18 protein-coding genes are annotated in these 17,862 nt (G+C 59.7%); 12 read left to right on the top strand and 6 right to left on the bottom strand.

From position 1 onward, the window contains the following. Nucleotides 1-109: 109 nt before the first annotated feature. The gene (locus JFU11_RS07175; RefSeq protein ID WP_201060213.1) at nucleotides 110-1,759 is read left to right on the top strand and encodes a GMC family oxidoreductase N-terminal domain-containing protein; all 1,650 of its coding nucleotides are present in this window, start codon (nucleotides 110-112) and stop codon (nucleotides 1,757-1,759) included. Between the two features lie 153 nt (nucleotides 1,760-1,912). Continuing rightward, nucleotides 1,913-3,535, top strand: a complete 1,623-nt coding sequence (locus tag JFU11_RS07170) for an MFS transporter (protein WP_201060212.1) — start codon at nucleotides 1,913-1,915, stop codon at nucleotides 3,533-3,535. Between the two features lie 241 nt (nucleotides 3,536-3,776). Here JFU11_RS07170 and JFU11_RS07165 read toward each other — a convergent pair whose 3' ends face one another. Then, a complete protein-coding gene (locus JFU11_RS07165) occupies nucleotides 3,777-4,139 on the bottom strand; it encodes a DUF427 domain-containing protein (RefSeq protein ID WP_007907061.1) in 363 nt (120 codons plus the stop codon). Between the two features lie 148 nt (nucleotides 4,140-4,287). Between JFU11_RS07165 and JFU11_RS07160 the strand changes: the two genes are divergently transcribed. The 5 genes from JFU11_RS07160 to JFU11_RS07140 all read left to right on the top strand — a co-directional run bounded on the left by JFU11_RS07160 (nucleotide 4,288) and on the right by JFU11_RS07140 (nucleotide 8,719). Next, entirely contained in the window at nucleotides 4,288-4,617 is a 330-nt protein-coding gene (locus tag JFU11_RS07160) for a DHCW motif cupin fold protein (protein WP_007907062.1), read from the top strand. A gap of 115 nt (nucleotides 4,618-4,732) precedes the next feature. Further along, entirely contained in the window at nucleotides 4,733-6,673 is a 1,941-nt protein-coding gene (locus JFU11_RS07155) for a DNA topoisomerase III (RefSeq protein WP_201087374.1), read from the top strand. A 179-nt stretch (nucleotides 6,674-6,852) separates the two neighbouring features. Beyond that, nucleotides 6,853-7,392: a GNAT family N-acetyltransferase gene (locus JFU11_RS07150; RefSeq protein WP_201060210.1), complete on the top strand. Its 540-nt coding sequence runs from the start codon at nucleotides 6,853-6,855 to the stop codon at nucleotides 7,390-7,392. A gap of 571 nt (nucleotides 7,393-7,963) precedes the next feature. After that, a complete protein-coding gene (locus JFU11_RS07145) occupies nucleotides 7,964-8,293 on the top strand; it encodes a hypothetical protein (protein WP_123719150.1) in 330 nt (109 codons plus the stop codon). A 126-nt stretch (nucleotides 8,294-8,419) separates the two neighbouring features. After that, nucleotides 8,420-8,719: a hypothetical protein gene (locus JFU11_RS07140; protein WP_008072021.1), complete on the top strand. Its 300-nt coding sequence runs from the start codon at nucleotides 8,420-8,422 to the stop codon at nucleotides 8,717-8,719. On the opposite strand, the gene cynR is transcribed toward JFU11_RS07140, so the two are convergent. Then, a complete protein-coding gene (gene cynR / locus JFU11_RS07135) occupies nucleotides 8,705-9,610 on the bottom strand; it encodes a transcriptional regulator CynR (RefSeq protein ID WP_123719149.1) in 906 nt (301 codons plus the stop codon). The genes JFU11_RS07140 and cynR overlap by 15 nt on opposite strands. A 118-nt stretch (nucleotides 9,611-9,728) precedes the next feature. Here cynR and cynS point away from each other — a divergent pair, with 118 nt between their 5' ends. Both cynS and JFU11_RS07125 read left to right on the top strand, forming a co-directional pair. Then, the gene (gene cynS / locus JFU11_RS07130; RefSeq protein WP_123719148.1) at nucleotides 9,729-10,196 is read left to right on the top strand and encodes a cyanase; all 468 of its coding nucleotides are present in this window, start codon (nucleotides 9,729-9,731) and stop codon (nucleotides 10,194-10,196) included. A gap of 189 nt (nucleotides 10,197-10,385) precedes the next feature. Beyond that, nucleotides 10,386-11,045, top strand: coding sequence for a carbonic anhydrase (locus JFU11_RS07125; RefSeq protein WP_123719147.1), 660 nt, complete (start codon nucleotides 10,386-10,388; stop codon nucleotides 11,043-11,045). Nucleotides 11,046-11,152: 107 nt separating this feature from the next. On the opposite strand, the gene JFU11_RS07120 is transcribed toward JFU11_RS07125, so the two are convergent. From JFU11_RS07120 to glsB, 4 genes are all read right to left on the bottom strand, one after another. Next, nucleotides 11,153-11,503 carry a BON domain-containing protein gene (locus JFU11_RS07120; protein ID WP_123719146.1) on the bottom strand — a complete coding sequence of 117 codons (351 nt, stop codon included), beginning with the start codon at nucleotides 11,501-11,503 and terminating at the stop codon, nucleotides 11,153-11,155. Nucleotides 11,504-11,761: 258 nt separating this feature from the next. Then, nucleotides 11,762-13,264, bottom strand: a complete 1,503-nt coding sequence (locus JFU11_RS07115; protein WP_201060209.1) for an aldehyde dehydrogenase family protein — start codon at nucleotides 13,262-13,264, stop codon at nucleotides 11,762-11,764. A gap of 83 nt (nucleotides 13,265-13,347) precedes the next feature. Further along, nucleotides 13,348-14,466, bottom strand: coding sequence for a DUF3616 domain-containing protein (locus JFU11_RS07110; protein WP_201121247.1), 1,119 nt, complete (start codon nucleotides 14,464-14,466; stop codon nucleotides 13,348-13,350). Between the two features lie 88 nt (nucleotides 14,467-14,554). Then, entirely contained in the window at nucleotides 14,555-15,463 is a 909-nt protein-coding gene (glsB, locus tag JFU11_RS07105; RefSeq protein ID WP_201060207.1) for a glutaminase B, read from the bottom strand. A gap of 229 nt (nucleotides 15,464-15,692) precedes the next feature. Between glsB and JFU11_RS07100 the strand changes: the two genes are divergently transcribed. The 3 genes from JFU11_RS07100 (at nucleotide 15,693) to JFU11_RS07090 (ending at nucleotide 17,811) form a co-directional block, all read left to right on the top strand. Continuing rightward, entirely contained in the window at nucleotides 15,693-16,322 is a 630-nt protein-coding gene (locus tag JFU11_RS07100) for a ferric reductase-like transmembrane domain-containing protein (RefSeq protein WP_201060206.1), read from the top strand. A gap of 227 nt (nucleotides 16,323-16,549) precedes the next feature. Further along, nucleotides 16,550-17,065, top strand: coding sequence for a DoxX family protein (locus tag JFU11_RS07095; protein ID WP_201060205.1), 516 nt, complete (start codon nucleotides 16,550-16,552; stop codon nucleotides 17,063-17,065). A gap of 47 nt (nucleotides 17,066-17,112) precedes the next feature. Next, complete coding sequence (locus tag JFU11_RS07090; RefSeq protein WP_201060204.1) at nucleotides 17,113-17,811, top strand: dienelactone hydrolase family protein; 699 nt, start codon at nucleotides 17,113-17,115, stop codon at nucleotides 17,809-17,811. Nucleotides 17,812-17,862 lie beyond the last annotated feature (51 nt).

The raw sequence follows: 17,862 nt of genomic DNA, 5'->3' as shown, positions 1-17,862 counted from the left end.
TAACGACGCTGTTTAAAAACGCACAGCAGCTGCGTAAAAACTAACATTCTTTTAACGAAAGCTAACAACTAGGATGACCGACAACAAGAACAACAATACGAGGTCAGGGATGCAGACTTCCCTTGATGAATACGACTACATCGTGGTCGGCGCCGGGCCGGCCGGTTGTTTGCTGGCCAATCGACTGTCGGCCAACCCGCAGCATCGCGTGTTGCTGCTCGAAGCCGGCGGCCGCGATAACTACCCGTGGATTCACATTCCCGTCGGTTACCTGTTCTGCATCGGCAACCCGCGCACCGACTGGTGCTTCAAGACCGAAACGCAACCGGGCCTGCAAGGCCGCGCCCTGAGCTACCCACGCGGCAAGGTGCTCGGCGGCTGTTCCTCGATCAACGGCATGATCTACATGCGCGGCCAGGCCGGTGATTACGACGGTTGGGCGGCCGAAGGCAATGCCGGCTGGAGCTGGCAAGACGTACTGCCCCTGTTCAAACAAAGCGAAAACCATTTTGCCGGCGACTCGGAATTCCACGGCGCTGCCGGCGAATGGCGGATCGAGCGTCAGCGGCTGTCGTGGCCGATCCTCGATGCCTTCCGCACGGCGGCCGAGCAAAGCGGCATCGCCAGCATCGATGACTTCAATCAGGGCGACAACGAAGGCTGCGGCTATTTCCAGGTCAACCAGAAAGCCGGGATCCGCTGGAACGCGGCCAAGGCGTTTCTCAAACCAATCCGCCAACGCGCCAATCTCACGGTGCTGACTGACGTCGAGGTGGACCGCGTGCTGCTGGAAAACGGCCGCGCCTCAGCAGTCAGCGCGCGTTGGCAAGGCCAGGCCAGAACCTTCAAGGTGCGCAAGGAAATCGTCCTGTGTGCCGGATCCGTCGGTTCACCGGGCATCCTCCAGCGTTCCGGTATCGGCCCTCGCCCGCTGCTGCAAAAACTGGGCATCGGCGTTGCCCATGAACTGCCTGGCGTGGGCGGCAACCTGCAAGATCATCTGCAACTGCGGCTGATCTACAAACTGGAAAACGCCCGCACCCTGAACCAGATTGCCGGCACGCTGTGGGGCAAGATGGGCATGGGCCTGCGCTATCTGTATGACCGCAGCGGCCCGCTGTCCATGGCTCCGAGCCAACTCGGCGCCTTCGCCCGTTCGGGGCCGGAGCAGACGTCGGCGAACCTCGAATACCACGTGCAACCGTTGTCGCTGGAGCGTTTCGGCGAGCCGCTGCACGCCTTCCCCGCCTTCACTGCGTCGGTCTGCGATCTGCGCCCGCAAAGCCGTGGCCGGATCGACATTCGCTCCGCCGACCCGCGGGAAGCGCCGCTGATTCAGCCCAACTACCTGAGCCATCCCGAAGACTTGCGAGTGGCAGCCGACGCTATCCGCCTGACTCGTCGCATCGTCTCCGCACCCGCCTTGCAAGCGTTCAAACCGGTCGAGTACCTGCCCGGCGACAGCTTGCAGAGCGAAGAGCAATTGCACGAAGCCGCCGCCCGGATTGGCACGACGATTTTCCACCCGGTGGGCACCTGCCGGATGGGCAACGATGCGGACGCTGTGGTCGACGCCGAGCTACGCGTCCACGGTGTTCCCGGCCTGCGCATCGCCGACGCCTCGATCATGCCGCGCATCACCTCGGGCAACACCTGTTCGCCGACGTTGATGATTGCCGAGAAAGCCGCGCAATTGATCCTCAACTCTGTTGTAAACACCAACCCTGTGGGAGCGGGCTTGCCCGCGATAGCGGTGTGACATTCAACATCACTGTTGACTGAACCACCGCCATCGCGGGCAAGCCCGCTCCCACAGGGATTGCATTAGATTCACGGACATCGAGCATTACCCCTGCAAGGAACACGCAACACCAGTGGAACAACAAAAACAATCACTGTGAGGGATACCGATATGTCAGAACATGTTCAGCCCCTGGAAGCCATCCGCAGCGCCGGCACCAGTCAGGAAACCCAGAAAGTCATCTTCGCCTCGTCCCTCGGGACGGTGTTCGAGTGGTACGACTTTTTCCTCTACGGCGCCCTCGCGGCGGTCATCAGCAAACAATTCTTCGCCGGGGTCAACGACACCACGGCGTTCATCTTTGCGCTAATGGCCTTCGCCGCCGGCTTCATCGTGCGGCCGTTCGGTGCGCTGGTGTTCGGACGGTTGGGGGACATGATCGGGCGCAAATACACCTTCCTCGCGACCATCGTCCTCATGGGCCTGGCGACGTTCTGCGTCGGCTTGCTGCCGACTTACGCGAGTATCGGCATTGCCGCGCCGATCATCCTCGTGGTGCTGCGCATGCTTCAGGGTCTGGCGCTGGGCGGTGAGTATGGCGGCGCGGCCACTTACGTCGCCGAACACGCGCCGATGGGCAAACGCGGTTTCCACACCAGCTGGATTCAGTCCACCGCCACCCTCGGCTTGCTGCTGTCGCTGCTGGTGGTGCTCGGCTGCCGCCACTTCACCGGTGACCAGTTCGAAGTCTGGGGCTGGCGCATTCCGTTTCTGTTTTCGATCGTGCTGCTGGGCATCTCGACCTGGATTCGCCTGAGCCTGCATGAGTCGCCTGCGTTCGTGAAAATGAAAGAAGAAGGCAAGCTCTGCAAGTCGCCGCTGCGCGATTCTTTCGGCAAATGGGACAACCTCAAAGTGGTGCTGATTGCGTTGTTCAGCATCAACGCCGGGCAAGCGGTGACCTTTTACGCGGCGCAGTTCTATGTGCTGTTCTTCCTCACCCAATTCCTGAAAATGGACCCGGCCCTGGCCAACAGTCTGCTGATCGTCAGCGTGATCATTGGCGCACCGTTCTTCATCTTTTTTGGCTGGCTGTCGGACAAGGTCGGGCGCAAACCAGTGCTGATGATTGGCCTGTTGCTGGCCACCGCACTGTACTTCCCGATCTTCAAGACCCTGGCTCATTACGCCAACCCGGCCATCGACCAGGCCAGCCGCCAGGCACCGATCACCGTGCTGGCCGACCCGGCCACCTGCACCTTCCAGTTCGACCCGGTCGGCAAGGCTAAATTTGATAGCCCGTGCGACAAGGTCAAAACCTTCCTGGTCAAACAAGGCCTGCCCTACGACAGCGAAGCGGCTCCGGCCGGCAGCGCCGTGCAGATCAGCATCGGCGAGGTGAAAATCGATGGCTACGATGAAGCTGCCCTGCACGGCGCGGTGACCCTGGCCGGGTATCCGTCACAAGCCGACACCCAACAGATCAACAAACCAATGATCGTGGCGCTGATCGTCGCGCTGATCATCATCTCTGCCATGTGCTACGGCCCGCTGGCGGCACTGATGGTCGAACTGTTCCCGACCCGTATCCGCTACACCTCCATGTCCCTGCCCTACCACATCGGCAACGGCTGGTTTGGTGGTTTCCTGCCGACGGTGTCGTTTGCCCTGGTGGTGTACACCGGAGATATTTTCTATGGGCTGTGGTACCCGGTGGTGATTACCGGGGTGAGCCTAGTGGTGGGAATGATCTGTTTGCGTGAGACCAAGAATGTGGATCTGGACAAGAACTGACGGCTAGCAGGAGGTTTGTGTGTGGCGAGGAGACTTGCTCCTCGCCAATCAGCCAAGCCGTCATGCGATCTGTAGCAGCTGGCGAAGCCTGCGTTCGGCTGTAGCAGCTGTCGAGCCCCAGCGAGGCTGCGAAGCAGTCGTAAAACCAAAGATTGCGGTACGTCAGGCAGACCGCGCTAGCCGAATTCACGACTGCTTCGCAGCCGAACGCAGCCTCGCCGGCTCGGCAGCTGCTACAACCTCAGGTATCAAGCACCTCAAACGTCACTTCTTCAGGATAAAACGCCACATACCCGCCAATCTGCGCGACTGACACCTTCGGGTGCTCATAACTCCATACCGCATTGGCACCTTCATGCCCGGGGATTTGCAGGCTGAAATAGCTGGCATCGCCCTTGTACGGGCAATAGCTGGTGTGGTCGGTGCGGGCGAAATATTGTTCGGCGATGTCCTCCCGGGGGATGTAGTACACCGGAGGATAATTGGCCTCATGCATGACCAGCGCCCGAGTGGATGACGCCACTTGAATGCCATGGAACTTCACCACCACGCAGCCGGGTTGAGGGCTGATGGCGATGGGATTACCGGGTCCGGGGGCTTTCATAGAGTAGGATCCTCTGTCGCTGCTGCGCTGTATCCGCGCTCCGACAGGTATACCTCATGTTTCGGCCTCGCGACTGCTTCACAGCCGAACGGAGCTTGCTTGGGCTACAGTGAGGTCCCAAAACAGCACGCCCCATCAGGAGAGCAGCATGGACATTGCCAACATCCCCTTCGGCACCACCGACTGGTCGCAAATCGAACCCACCGAACACCCGGGCGAGACTGGCAGCGCCCTGTGGCGTACCCGGCAGTTCGGCGCGATTCGTGCGCGTATCGTCGAATACACGCCGGGGTATCTGGCCGATCACTGGTGCTCAAAGGGGCATGTGCTGTTTTGCCTGGAGGGAGAACTGCACACCGAACTGGAAGATGGTCGAGTCTTCGTTCTCACGCCGGGCATGAGCTATCAAGTGGCGGACAATGCCGAAGCGCATCGCTCATCCACCGCCATTGGCGCCAGGTTGTTTGTGGTGGATTGACCGCTGTCATCAAGCGCAACAGCTTAAGCTGTACATCCATACAGATAAAGATTGCTCCATCGCTCATCAGCCGCCATTCTGTGCACCTCTCGGACACTGATTGATGATGGTGGTTATGCAGCTGTACCTCTGTGAAAAACCCTCCCAGGCCAAAGACATCGCGGCCGTGCTCGGCGCCAAGCGCCGGGGCGACGGCTGCTGGCTGGGAACGGGCGTCACGGTGACCTGGTGCATCGGCCATCTGCTGGAAACCGCACCGCCGGATGCCTATGACGCGCGTTACAAGCGCTGGGTGCTGGCGGATCTGCCGATCATTCCCGAAAAGTGGAAGATGACCGTCAAACCGCGCACGGCCAGCCAGTACAAGGCGGTCAAACGCTTGCTCGGCGAGGCCAGTGAACTGGTGATTGCGACCGACGCCGACCGTGAGGGCGAGATGATCGCCCGGGAACTGGTGGAGCATTGCCGTTATCGCGGGCCGATCCGGCGGCTGTGGCTGTCGGCGCTGGACGACGCATCGATCCGCAAGGCCCTGGCGGCGCTCAAGCCTGGGGCCGAGACGTTCAGCCTTTATCATTCGGCATTGGGGCGCTCCCGGGCCGACTGGCTGATCGGAATGAACATGAGTCGGCTGTTCACCCTGCTGGGGCGTCAGTCCGGCTATCAGGGTGTATTGCCGGTCGGTCGGGTGCAGACACCAACCTTGCGCCTGGTGGTGGACCGCGACCGCAGCATTGCCGATTTCGTCCCGGTCGCTTATTGGGCGATCGATGTGCAACTGCTGCACGACGGCACCGCGTTCACCGCCCAATGGCGTGCGGCCTCCGACGTTTGCGACGATCAGGACCGCTGCCTGAATCAGGCGCTGGCTCAGAAAGCGGCTGCGGCCATTGGCGGTGCGGCGAGCGCGCGGGTGATCAAACTGCGCACCGAGCGGATGCGCGAAGTCGCGCCTTTGCCGTTCGACCTGGGCACGTTGCAGGAAGTCTGTTCGAAGAAGCTCGGGCTCGGTGCTCAGGAAACCCTCGATATCGCCCAGGCACTGTATGAAACCCACAAAGTCATTACCTACCCGCGTAGCGACTGCGGCTACCTACCCCTGAGTCAGCACAGCGAAGCCCCGGGTATTCTGGCGGCGCTTCGGCAAGCCGACCCGGCCCTGAACGCCTTGCACGATCACCTGGAGCCCCAGCGCCGCTCACGGGCCTGGAACGATGCCAAGGTCAGCGCTCACCACGGCATCATCCCCACGGCGGCGGCGAAAAACCTCGAGCGACTGGTGGGCAAGCAACGGGCGGTCTACACCCTGATTCGTGCGCGTTATCTGGCGCAGTTCCTGCCCAACCATGAGTACGACCGGACTCAGGCCGACTTCGACTGTGCCGGTGAAGCCTTGCGCGCCGTGGGCAAGCAGATTGTCGAGCCCGGCTGGAAACGCGCCCTGCCCGAGGCTCTCGCGCCTGCCAAGGGGCGCGAAGCACCGACGCCGCAAACACTGCCGGCACTGGTCGAAGGGCGTGACTGCGCGGTGGCCGATGTGAAGCTCAAGGACCTCTGGACCCAACCGCCCAAGCCGTTCACCGAAGGCGATCTGATCAAGGCGATGAAGAACGTCGCCAAACTGGTGGAAGATCCGCTGCTCAAGCAAAAGCTCAAGGACACCACCGGCATCGGCACAGAAGCCACCCGCGCCTCGATCATCCAGGGCCTGCTGGACCGCGGCTACCTGATCAAGAACGGTAAGGCCCTGGCCGCGACGCCAGCAGCGTTCAGCCTGATCGACGCCGTGCCGCGCGCCATAGCCGATCCCGGAACCACGGCAATCTGGGAACAGGCCCTGGACATGGTGCAGAGCGGTGAAATGAGCCTGGAAGAATTCGTCACCAAACAGGCTGCATGGATGAGCAAGCAAGTGGCCCGTTGCGCCGGCCTGAACCTGACCATCAGCGGGCCGGCAAGCCCGGCCGGGCGCGGCGCCACACCGTGGAAAAACAAACGCAAACCGGCCAAACGCAAGCCCTCGACCGGCACCAAACGTGCGGCGAAACCAAGTTGAAACAAAGGCTGAGGGCGTGAAGAGGACATGTAGGAGCTGCCGAAGGCTGCGATCTTTTGATTTTGGCTTTGCTGATTGATCGGGTACAGGCAATGGCAAGATCAAAAGATCGCAGCCTTCGGCAGCTCCTACACTGATTGGCATCAGGCAACAGCCCTGCTTTCTGAAAAGGTACGACCATGACGACAATCAGAAGCCAGCCCTCAATAGAACTGCACGCCGCTCAGCGCGACGAACTGGAAACCATCGAAAACCTGATGCAGTTCTACCTCTACGATTTCAGCGAATGGCTGCCGCTGAAACTCGGAGAACATGGCTTCTTCAACATCCAGCCCAAGCTTGATTACTGGCGCAACCCGGCAACCAGGCCATTTCTGATCAAGGTCGACGGCGAGCTTGCCGGTTTCGTGACCGTGGATAACGAAACCCATATCGTCGGCGCGGAGCACAACATCGGCTACTTTTTTGTCAGTCGACGCTTTCGTGGCCAAGGCGTCGCGAGGTTTGTCGTCTCTGCCCTCTTGAACCGGCTCCCCGGTCAATGGCAGATTTTCCACATCGATGCCAACCAGCCTGCACGGCTGTTCTGGGCCAAAGTGATACCTGATCTCACGGGCGGTGAATTCACCCTGCATCACCTGCCGATCGACGGTTATCCGTGCACCGTTTACCGCTTTAAAAGATCGCAGCCTTCGGCAACTCCTACAGGGCCGGGGTAGGAGCTGCCGAAGGCTGCGATCTTGGCGATTCTGTGACATCACAGCCTCCAATCGCTAGCTACACCCGACTTTCTAATTCCAAAACCACTTTGTCCGACAATATGTAGTGAGCAAAAATAATCACTACAAAACCGTTGACGCCTCCGATTTGCCCTTGCATGATGCAGACATCTCCCCGATCGGGAGTGCAGGTAACACGTTTGAGCAAGCTCGTCTGACCGCCGAGCTGTTTTTCCCGGATACACGCTGCCCACAAGGCAGATTGAAGAAGCTGACCTGGCCTGAACGTCCAGTACAAAGGACGAGAATCGCTAGCGATCAATCCTCATGAAGCTTGTGGCCGACCCTGAAAACGTCGGCAGTGGCCTCCAGGTTTTCGCTGCTTCTCTTCGTTGTGACGCTATTGCGTAGCAGTTATTCAACACGACTACATGCAACAGACGCGAGACCCCGTCGTATTGACGGCCGACCGCTGACGTCCTGGTTTCGGTGCCAGGGATCAACTAACCGATGGGCTACTTGTATTAGCGAATCAACTTTGAAAGATCACCAAATGGTCAAGGGGCTTACAATGAATCTGAACAATCAACCTACTATCGATGAACTGGCTCGTTTGTTCGCTGCGCAAAAAGACAGCCAGGACAGCCATATTCTGTGGATCAGCAAATCGGGCCAGGTTCATATCGACTGCCTGTCGCCCCATGCCCACGAAGAAGAGTTCGACCGGAGCAACCAGAACCTGCTCGCCCGACTGAAGATGTACCGTCGCGGCCAGGGTTATGTCGGCAAGAAAGCCGCGGCCGACAAAGACTTCATCGGGAATGTGCTGCAAACGCTGAAACAGGCGTGGGCATCGATGCAGAACCAGAACGAAGTTCGGGTGATTGATCGGTTGTATTGATATCCCCCCTCAGTAATGAAAGAAGGCCCCGCTCGGAATATCGAGCGGGGCCTTTTCGTTTGTCTCGTGCGCACCAAACAAAGCTATGGTTAACCGTATGCCCTGCTGGATCCTTGGAGGCTTGCGATGAACAGAATCCTGACATTCATAGTGTTGGCGATGGCAAATGTTGCCCATGCGAACACCCTCCCTGGCATTCCCTCATTCGATGTGGACTGCCCCGGTAAAGTTGTCGTCCATGCGGATCAGGACGGTCCGGTATTGATCAACAGCAAAGAGGCGGTAACCAAAGCCATCAACGATCGCCACTTCGAAGCCAGGGGTTCGGGCATCACGATCTCGATCATCCTCGCCGATGACGATTCGGTGACCGTGTCCTCCACCGGCAAGGCTCCCAATGGGCTGTGCCAATCAGTGGATGACTGACTTCGCCGACTCGACCGCAGCCGCGCCCAACACCAGATCCATAAAGGCCACCGACGCCGCACTGTGATAGTTGTTTTTGCGCCGAAGCAGCGCGGCCCCTCGGTTGGGCGCCTCCCCCTGCAGCGGAATTTTGCGCAATGCCCGTTCCGCAGTAGCGATGGGTTCCGGCAGGATGGTGGCCATCGGCGCGTGACGAATGACCTCCAACAGCGTACTCACCGAGTTCACCTCGATCGCCACCTTGGGCGTGATGTTCTGTTGCCGAAAATACCCGTCGATGGAGGATCGGGTGATGAAGTCCGGCGTCAGCAACGCGAACTCCAGCTGCGCCACCTCCTTAGCCGATAGCGGGCTCTGGCGCTCGTACAACGGATGACTGCGCCCGACCATTACGCCCAACGTCTCGACAAACGCCGGCACGCACTCGATGTCGGGGCTTCTCACCGGGGTAAAGGCAATGGCGATGTCCAGCGAGTCATCGAGCAATCCGGCCTCGATGTCATCCATCGATAACTCGAAAATCTGCAGATGGATGTTCGGAAACTTCGCCACGTAGTCGCGCACCAATGGCCCCACCAGATACGCCATGAACGTTGGCGTCATAGCCAATCGCAAAGTGCCGCGAGACAAGTCCTTCACGTCATGCAGCGCGCGTTTCCCTGCTTCAAGTTCTACCAATACCCGACGGGCACTTTCGATATAGGCCAGCCCCGCATCGGTCGGTTTGACTGTGCGCGAGGTGCGGTCGAACAAGCTCACGCCCAACGTTTCCTCCAGTTGCCGGATCTGCTGGGACAGCGTCGGTTGGGAGACGTGCAATGCCTCGGCGGCGCGGGTAAAGCCGCCGTGGTCGGCGACTGCCAGCAAGTAGCGCAAATGTCGGAGCAGCATGGGGCACACCATCTATAGGCAGGGCTTATGCGAAGCATTGTATATCGGTCTTGGACGCTATGGATCAATCGACCGAAGATTGCTCCACTTTCCAGCCACAACCGATAGGAGTCACACCATGCAACAGTCCCACGCTTACCAGGACCCGAGTCTGGCCCTGACCACTTCGATCCTCGATGCCAAGGCACGCAAGAATCTGTCCTGGCAGGATTTGAGCGATGGCACCGGCCTGGGCCTGGCCTACGTCACCGCCGCCCTGCTCGGCCAGCATCCGCTGCCGGAAGCCGCCGCCAAGGTGATCGGCGAGAAACTCGAACTGGACGCCGACGCCGTGGCCCGCCTGCAGATCATTCCGCTGCGCGGCAGCCTCGCGGGTGTCCCGACCGATCCGACCATCTACCGCTTCTACGAAATGATCCAGATCTACGGCACCACGCTCAAAGCCCTGGTTCACGAGCAATTCGGCGACGGCATCATCAGCGCGATCAACTTCAAGCTGGACATGAAGAAAGTTGAAGACCCGGAAGGTGGTTCTCGCGCAGTGATTACTCTGGACGGCAAGTTCTTGCCATTGCGTCCGTTCTAAATTGATATCGGCCCGCACCCACTGGCCACCTTTAGAACGCGATACCTGTAGCAGCTGCCGAGCCCGCGAGGCTGCGTTCGAGGACGAAGTCCTCGCCGACCTATGCGTCTGCTTCGCAGCCGGACGCAGCCTCGCGGGCTCGACAGCTGCTACAGAACAGTTACCCGACTCAGACACAAGGACGCAATCATGAAAGCGCTCATCGAAGGTTTATTGAAGTTCCAGAACGAAGCCTTTGTCCAACGTACCGACCTGTTCAAACACCTGGCCACCACCCAGCATCCCGGCACTTTGTTCATCACCTGTTCCGACAGTCGTGTGGTGCCGGAACTGCTGACCCAGCAAGAGCCCGGCGAACTGTTTGTGGTGCGCAATGCCGGCAATATCGTGCCCTCTTACAGTCCGCATCCCGGCGGTGTGTCGGCCACGGTCGAATATGCGGTCGCGGTATTGGGCGTGACCGACATCGTCATCTGCGGGCATTCGGACTGTGGCGCCATGACCGCCATCGCCCAGTGCAAATGCATGGATCACCTGCCCGCCGTCAGCGGCTGGTTGCAACACGCCGAGTCGGCCAAGGTGATCAACGATTCCCGCCCTCACGCCAGCGACGCAGCCAAGGTAAGTTCGATGGTCCGGGAAAATGTCATCGCCCAACTGGCGAATATCCAGACTCACCCGAGCGTGCGCCTGGCCCAGGAAAAAGGCCTGCTGAATCTGCATGGTTGGGTTTATGACATCGAGACCGGTTCGGTCGATGCTCTGGATGCCAGCCGTCGCAACTTCGTGTCGCTGGCCGAGCACCCGGACACCTGTGCAGTGTATGGCCAAGCGGTCAAAGCCGCCTGAAGGGCTCGTCTGCCCGAGCTGCGCCAGCGTTACAAAGTGAGCACGCGCGCGACTACACCCGTCCTCGGTTCCCGACCGGGAATGTGATACTCACAAGATCATCCTTGTCATTTGTCGTCCGTCTTTGCTGACGATGGTGGCCGACGTTCAGGCGTGTCTTCAGCATTGGGCGCTTCTGGAAAACTGCCCGGCGTGAACACATGAGTGAGCAGTTCGCTGGCATCGATGTCGACGACACCATGAACCGAGCGGGCCAGAGCAACAGCATGCTCACACTGCCTGTGGGTGTTGACGCGGCCGCTCAATGCCACCCTGCCCGCATGGGTTTTGACATGGACATGCAGGCCAAGGGTTGAGTCGGCCAATGCCAGGGCCGACTTCACTCTGGTGGTAATCCACGCATCGTGAACGACCGCTTCCAGATCATGAGAGTAATGTTGAAAGGAATGAAGTTTCATGACGCAACTCTCCCTCACGTAAACAGATGCGCCGCCCGCCCCACCGCAGACACGGACACACATTAAGTATAGTGCGGCCGTTGCCTGCGGTCGGGGGGCTTTCCCTGATGCCGGTAAGATATAAGAGCGACGAATATCCTGTGGGAGCGTGGCTTGCCCGCGAAGAATGCACCGCGTTTTTTCAGGTATAACGCGTCATCGTTCTTCGCGGGCAAGCCGCGCTCCCACAGGTTTACGCGGCTGTTCTGGAGTGCCGTTTCAGCGTTTGACCGACAGATCCGTCTGCGTCATGCGGCTACGGATGGTAAATACGCCATCCCCCGAGAGAATCGCGCTGCGCGCAAACAGGCGCCCACTCTCCCAGTTCGAAAGCCCCAACTCTGGCTTGTTCAGCGCGTACTGTCCATCGACCCAACGAGTAATCCCGTTGCCGACAAAAGGCGTGTTGACCGCGTTGTAGAAACGCTCCTGCGCCAGTGCATCTTCACTGATCAGCGACACGGTGAACTGCGGGCTGTAGCGGTTGAACAAAGCGATGGCCTGGTCCAGGTCGTCGACGATCTTCAGGCTGACTTCCGGGGTTTCTTCCCATTCCCACTCGCGGCCCAATTGATCCTCGGGCAGCGGTTCGGCCAACGCTTCGGTCTGATAGCCTTCGGCGCGGTACACCTCGACGCTCGCGGTCTGCCAATCGGTTGGCAAATGCTGCTCGCTACCCTCGACGATATGCAACTTGCAGCCCTGGCCCCGAGCGGTGCCGGCCTGTTGCAGTGCGTCGAGAAACAGCGGCACCAGCTCGGCTGCGCGGTCGCGGTGGATCAGGCAGACGTTCAGGGTGTTGCAGACTTTGCGGTCCAGCGAGTTGCGCACCACGGCGGCAAAGCGCTGGGCATCGGCGTCCTTGTCGGCGATCAGCCACGCGCCACCGGTGCCGTGCAGGCTGACCGCGGTGCCGGCCTGTTGCGCGATGCTGCCCAACTGGCTGACCGCACGTCCCGAACCACGGGCCACAGCCAATGACAGGCGTCGGTCGGCGAACATCGCCCAACCAGCGGCGTGATTGACGCTTTCCACCAGCGAAACTGCGCCGGTCGGCAATCCGGCATCAGCCAATGCAGGATTCAATGCGTGGGTGACGATGGCCTGGGCGGTGCCCAACGCATCGCTGCCAATGCGCAGCACCGCGGTGTTACCGGTACGCAATACACCGGCGGCGTCGGCAAAGACATTCGGCCGACCTTCGAACACGAACGCGACGATGCCCAGCGGCGACACCACTTGCTCGACTTTCCAGCCGTCGTGTTCGACGCAACTCACAACCTTGCCGCGGGTGGCCGGTGCATCACGCCAGGCCCTGAGGCCGGCGATCATGTCGCCGCGCATGCGCTCATCGGCGAGCAACCGCGTGGTGGAGCGCCCGCGCGCCTTGGCCCGCTCGATGTCGGCCAGGTTGGCGACCGCAATCAAGGCCCAGCATTCAGGCGTTTCCAGGCGTTGGGCAAAGTGATCGAAGAACTCGCTGATGGCCTGATCCGAGACGCCGGACATCGCAGCGAACGCCGCTTCAGCGCGTTCGATGGCGACCGCCGCCGCTTGCTGGTCCGCCACCGGGATCAGCAACAACTCGCCGCTGACCTGCTCCACCAGCAGATGGTCGCCGGGCTGAAAGCGCGCCGCCAGTTCGGGGCTGACGACAGTGACACGATTACCGGCAAAAGGGATTGGCGTGCCAGCGACTAGACGTTCGAGCGCAAGAGACATGAAACGGTTTCACCATGCAGGAGAGCGGCCAGAAAATGTATAGGAAAATCCGTGGAGCGTCATTCACCGGGGTGCAGTGGCGGTTACTTTTTCGCAAGTCGAAATACATCTTGCTCCAGGCGATTGCTCCCCTGTTTGCGCCACGCGGCGTTTGCGTCATAGACCACCAGCAGCAAGGGCTCTTCTACACCGGAGGTGCTGACAAAGGTCATTCCTTCGGCATGATCGCGGCCTTTATCCTCTCCTTGTCCGTAAGGAACCTCCAGAACCGGCGTCAATTGTTCGCTGAAGACAAAACTTTCGTCTGTTGGCCTGGCGCCGTCGTGCCATCGAAATAAGCTGACAGGCCCGTCGAGGTTCATCGTCGGCCCGGCCAGGATCAACATGTCGTCACCATCGATGCATAAGTCCCTGACGCCGAGTCCATCCAGCTGGAGAAAATGCTTTCGATATTTGCGCCCCTTGGGCCCGATTTTTTTCAGCGTCAGTGTGTGAGCAGCATCGGGATGGTCTTCGGGTTCGACCTCCAGAACAATGGTCCAGCCCCGCAACACCGGCCCTCGCAACCCGATAAAAACACGCTTGCCGTTGATCTCAAGACCTTCGGTATCGAACCCGTTGTCCTTGCCGGGAATGTGCAGAAATGCCCCCACATGCTCGTCGTCCTTGAGCTCATCGAGTAATTCGTTACCCAGTTGATTGCCGGCCAATTGGGCGGCAACCCGATCATCGCCGGCGGTGCTCTTCACCAAAGTGAACGTCCCGTTTTCTTCGACCACCGGAATCCTGGCCAGGAGAAAACGATTGCCATCGCTGCTGACAGTTGCCAGACGCTCGGCGTTTTTCTTCAGGGACTTGGTGCTATCGGGTTTTTTCCGTTTCAGGCTATGAGACCCCACAACCCAGAGATACCCCGTGTCGCGGTCGTAACTCATGCCTTCCAGGTCTGCTTCAACGAATTCTTCGCCAATCGTCGGGATGACCGGCAGCGTCAACAGGGACGCCAACGGGAATTGTTTGTGCTGGTCAAACAGAAACTCGCCCGCACCGACGCGCTCACGCAAGGTGAAGCGCTCCAGACTCAAGGATTCATCATTGGCGACCCACAGGGTGTCGCCTATCTGGACCACGGCAGACAACCCTTTGCGCATATGAGTGTCCGGGTCATTGAAGACTAGAAGCGCGGAACCGAAATTCACCATGAAGTCACCCGCCCCTTCACCCGTTCGGGTGAGTCAAAGAATGCCTGCTTCACGGTAGCGGTCATCGAGCGCTAGTCAAGAAATGCCATCAGAACACCGACCAGCCAATCCGCTGACTCAACAATTCCAGCGCGGCCATGCCAGCGAGGGAGTTGCCGGCAGCGTTCAATTCCGGAGACCAGACGCACACCGTGAATTGCCCCGGCACCACCGCGACGATGCCCCCGCCCACGCCGCTCTTGCCCGGCAGACCGACGCGATAGGCAAAATTGCCCGCTTCGTCGTACAGCCCGCTGGTGGCCATGATCGAGTTGACTTGCTGGGTTTGGCGGGCGCTGAGGATCTGGGCGCCGCTGTGTTTGCAGAAACCGTCGTTGGCCAGAAAGCAAAACGCTCGGGCCAGATCCATACAACTCATGCGCAACGCGCAATGGCTGAAGTAGCTGCGCAGCACGGCTTCGACGTCGTTATGGAAGTTGCCGAACGATTGCATCAGATAAGCCATGGCCGCGTTGCGCGCGCGGTGCTGGTATTCCGACTCGGCGACTTTGCCGTCCACCATGACATTCGGGTTACCAGACAAACGCCGGACAAAATCGCGCATCGACAACGCCGGCGCGGCAAAACGCGACTGGTTGATGTCGCAGATCACCAGCGCACCGGCGTTGATGAAAGGATTGCGCGGGCGCCCGCGCTCGAACTCCAGCTGCACCAGTGAGTTGAACGGCTGCCCGGACGGCTCGTGGCCAAGGCGCTCCCAAATCGCTTCGCCGGAATGGTCGATGGCCTGCACCAGACTGAATACCTTGGAGATACTCTGCACCGAGAACGGCGTGTCGGCGTCTCCCGCGCAAAACAACTCGCCGTCATTGCCATACACGGCAATGCCCAACTGATTGCCCGGCACCGTGCCGAGGGCGGGAATGTAGTCAGCCACTTTGCCCTGACCGATCAACGGTCGGACTGCGTCAAGGATCTCGTTCAACAGCGCTTGCATGCCGGGTTCCGAAGTCTCGCCCCATAGGATTGCGGGGACACTGTCGCTAGACGCTGCTGGTCGGTGCTGAATCACAGTTTTGTATGAGAATGTATCTGTCGCGGCCCGGGATACATGAACTTGCACCGGGCGACCTTTCGGACATACCCCCCACACACCCGCTTGAAACACTCCTGCCGTCCGCTGACCACCGACAAAACCAGGTCGGCCCTTGCTCAGGAGTGTTGTCATGATGACCCAAGTTCCCCGTTACCACAGCTGGTCGCTGTTTGGCCTGCTGTCCTTGCTGGTGCTGTTGGTGACCGGCCTGATTCTGTTGCTGAACCCGGATCTGGTGGAAGCCACGCGCAGCGCCATTCGCGCCACCGCACGCACTTCGTTTGCACTGTTTCTCGCTGCGTTCACCGCCTCCGCGCTGGCTGTGCTGGTGCCCTCGCCTTTCACCCGATCGCTGGTGCGCGAACGACGCTTCATCGGCCTGGCCTTTGCGTTTTCCCACTTGGTACACGCCATCCTGATCTACAGCTACGGCCAATTGAACCCCGAGTTCTGGCCCGGCCGCACCACGGTCGGCAACATCCCGGGCTCGGTCGGTTACCTGTTCATCCTGCTGATGGCACTGACCTCATTCAAAACCACTGCGCGCCTGATCGGCCCCAAAGCCTGGAAAGCCCTGCACGTCAGCGGCATGTGGGTGCTCGCGGCGGTGTTTACCTATTCCAACTTCAAACGCATCCCCATGAGCGCCTGGTACGTCCTGCCGTTCGGCCTGATGTTTTCGGCAATCGTCATTCGGCTGCTGGGCAAGATTGCGTTGAAGTACAAACGGTCGGTCAGGAATGCGCTGTTGACCGAATGAAATCCCTGGAACACCACAATTCCCTGTGGGAGCGGGCTTGTGTGGCGAGGAGGCTTGCCCCCGTTGGGTCGCGAAGCGGCCCCGGCATTTAAAAGTTAAACCGCATGTAACGGGTTTACGACTGCTTCGCAGCCGAACGGGGGCAAGCCCCCTCGCCACAGTCCGCCTCCCACAATGAATGCACCTGTCGATTGGCCCCCGCCGATCAAATCCCGGAGCTCACGCCCATGAACACTTCTCTCTCATCGGCCATCAAAGGCCTGCACCTGAACCTCGACCGTGTCGGTAGCTGGATCGCGCCCCTGACCTTGCGGGTGTTTCTGGCCTGGGAATTTTTCGAGTCAGGCCTGGAAAAATGGAACGGCCAGAACTGGTTCGCCGACATCCAGCACAACTTCCCGTTTCCCTTCAACCACGTGCCCGCCACGCTGAACTGGGAACTGGCGATGTGGGCCGAATTGATCTGCGCCCTCGCTCTGCTGGTGGGCCTGGGAACGCGGGTCTCGGCGATTATTCTGACCGTGGTCACGATCGTTGCGACCGCTGCCGTTCACTGGCCGGCCGATTGGTCTACATTGAGTGAACTTGCCCAGGGTTATGCCATCAGCAATAAAGGCCATGGCAACTTCAAACTGCCGCTGATCTACCTCGCAGCCCTCATGCCGTTGCTGCTCTCGGGGGCCGGCAAACTCAGCGTGGACGCGCTGTTGGCTCGATACTTCTGGCGGCGCAGTCAGCGCTGATACGCCAGCGTCTCGATACCCCACCCAACTTATGTAAAGGAGCCATCATGAGCGTAACCACCCAATGGATCGAGATCACCAGCGCCGACGGCACATTCGGCGCTTACCTGGCCATTCCCCACACCCGTAAAGGTCCGGGGATTGTGCTGATTCAGGAAATCTTCGGCGTCAACGAACACATCCGCTCGGTCGCCGAGCAATACGCCGCCGACGGCTACCTGGTCATCGCGCCGGATCTATTCTGGCGCAACGGCCATCGTATCGAACTGGGCTACGACGAAGCAGGCTGGAAACGCGCCGTCGAACTGATGAATGCCACCGACACCCAAAAAGCGCAGGCCGACATCAAACTGGCCATCGACGCCCTGAAAGCACAACCAGGGCTCGACGGCAGAATCGCTTCCATCGGTTTCTGTTTCGGCGGCATGCTGTCGTACAACACTGCGGCCAACGGTTTCGTCGACGTGGCGATCGCCTACTACGGCGGCGGCATTCAGAACCAGCTGGATCGGGCCGGTGAACTCAAGGTGCCGATGCTGATGCACTTCGGCGAACAGGACAGCCACATCCCCATCGACGCCGTGAAGCAAATCGCCGAGCGTTTCGAGTTCAACGATGACGTCGATATCGAGGTTTATCCGGGGGCCGAACATGGCTTCAACTGCTCACACCGTGACAGCTACAACCAACGGGCGGCGGTCGAGGCGCATGGCAATACGTTGCTCTTTTTGAGTCAGAATCTTTAAGGCCTGATCGCCGGGGTTGGCGACATAAACAATCGGTGAGCATTCAATCCC

It is taken from the genome of Pseudomonas sp. TH37 (assembly GCF_016650735.1).
Classification (GTDB): domain Bacteria; phylum Pseudomonadota; class Gammaproteobacteria; order Pseudomonadales; family Pseudomonadaceae; genus Aquipseudomonas; species Aquipseudomonas farris.
This window is presented reverse-complemented; position numbering and strand designations above follow the sequence as displayed.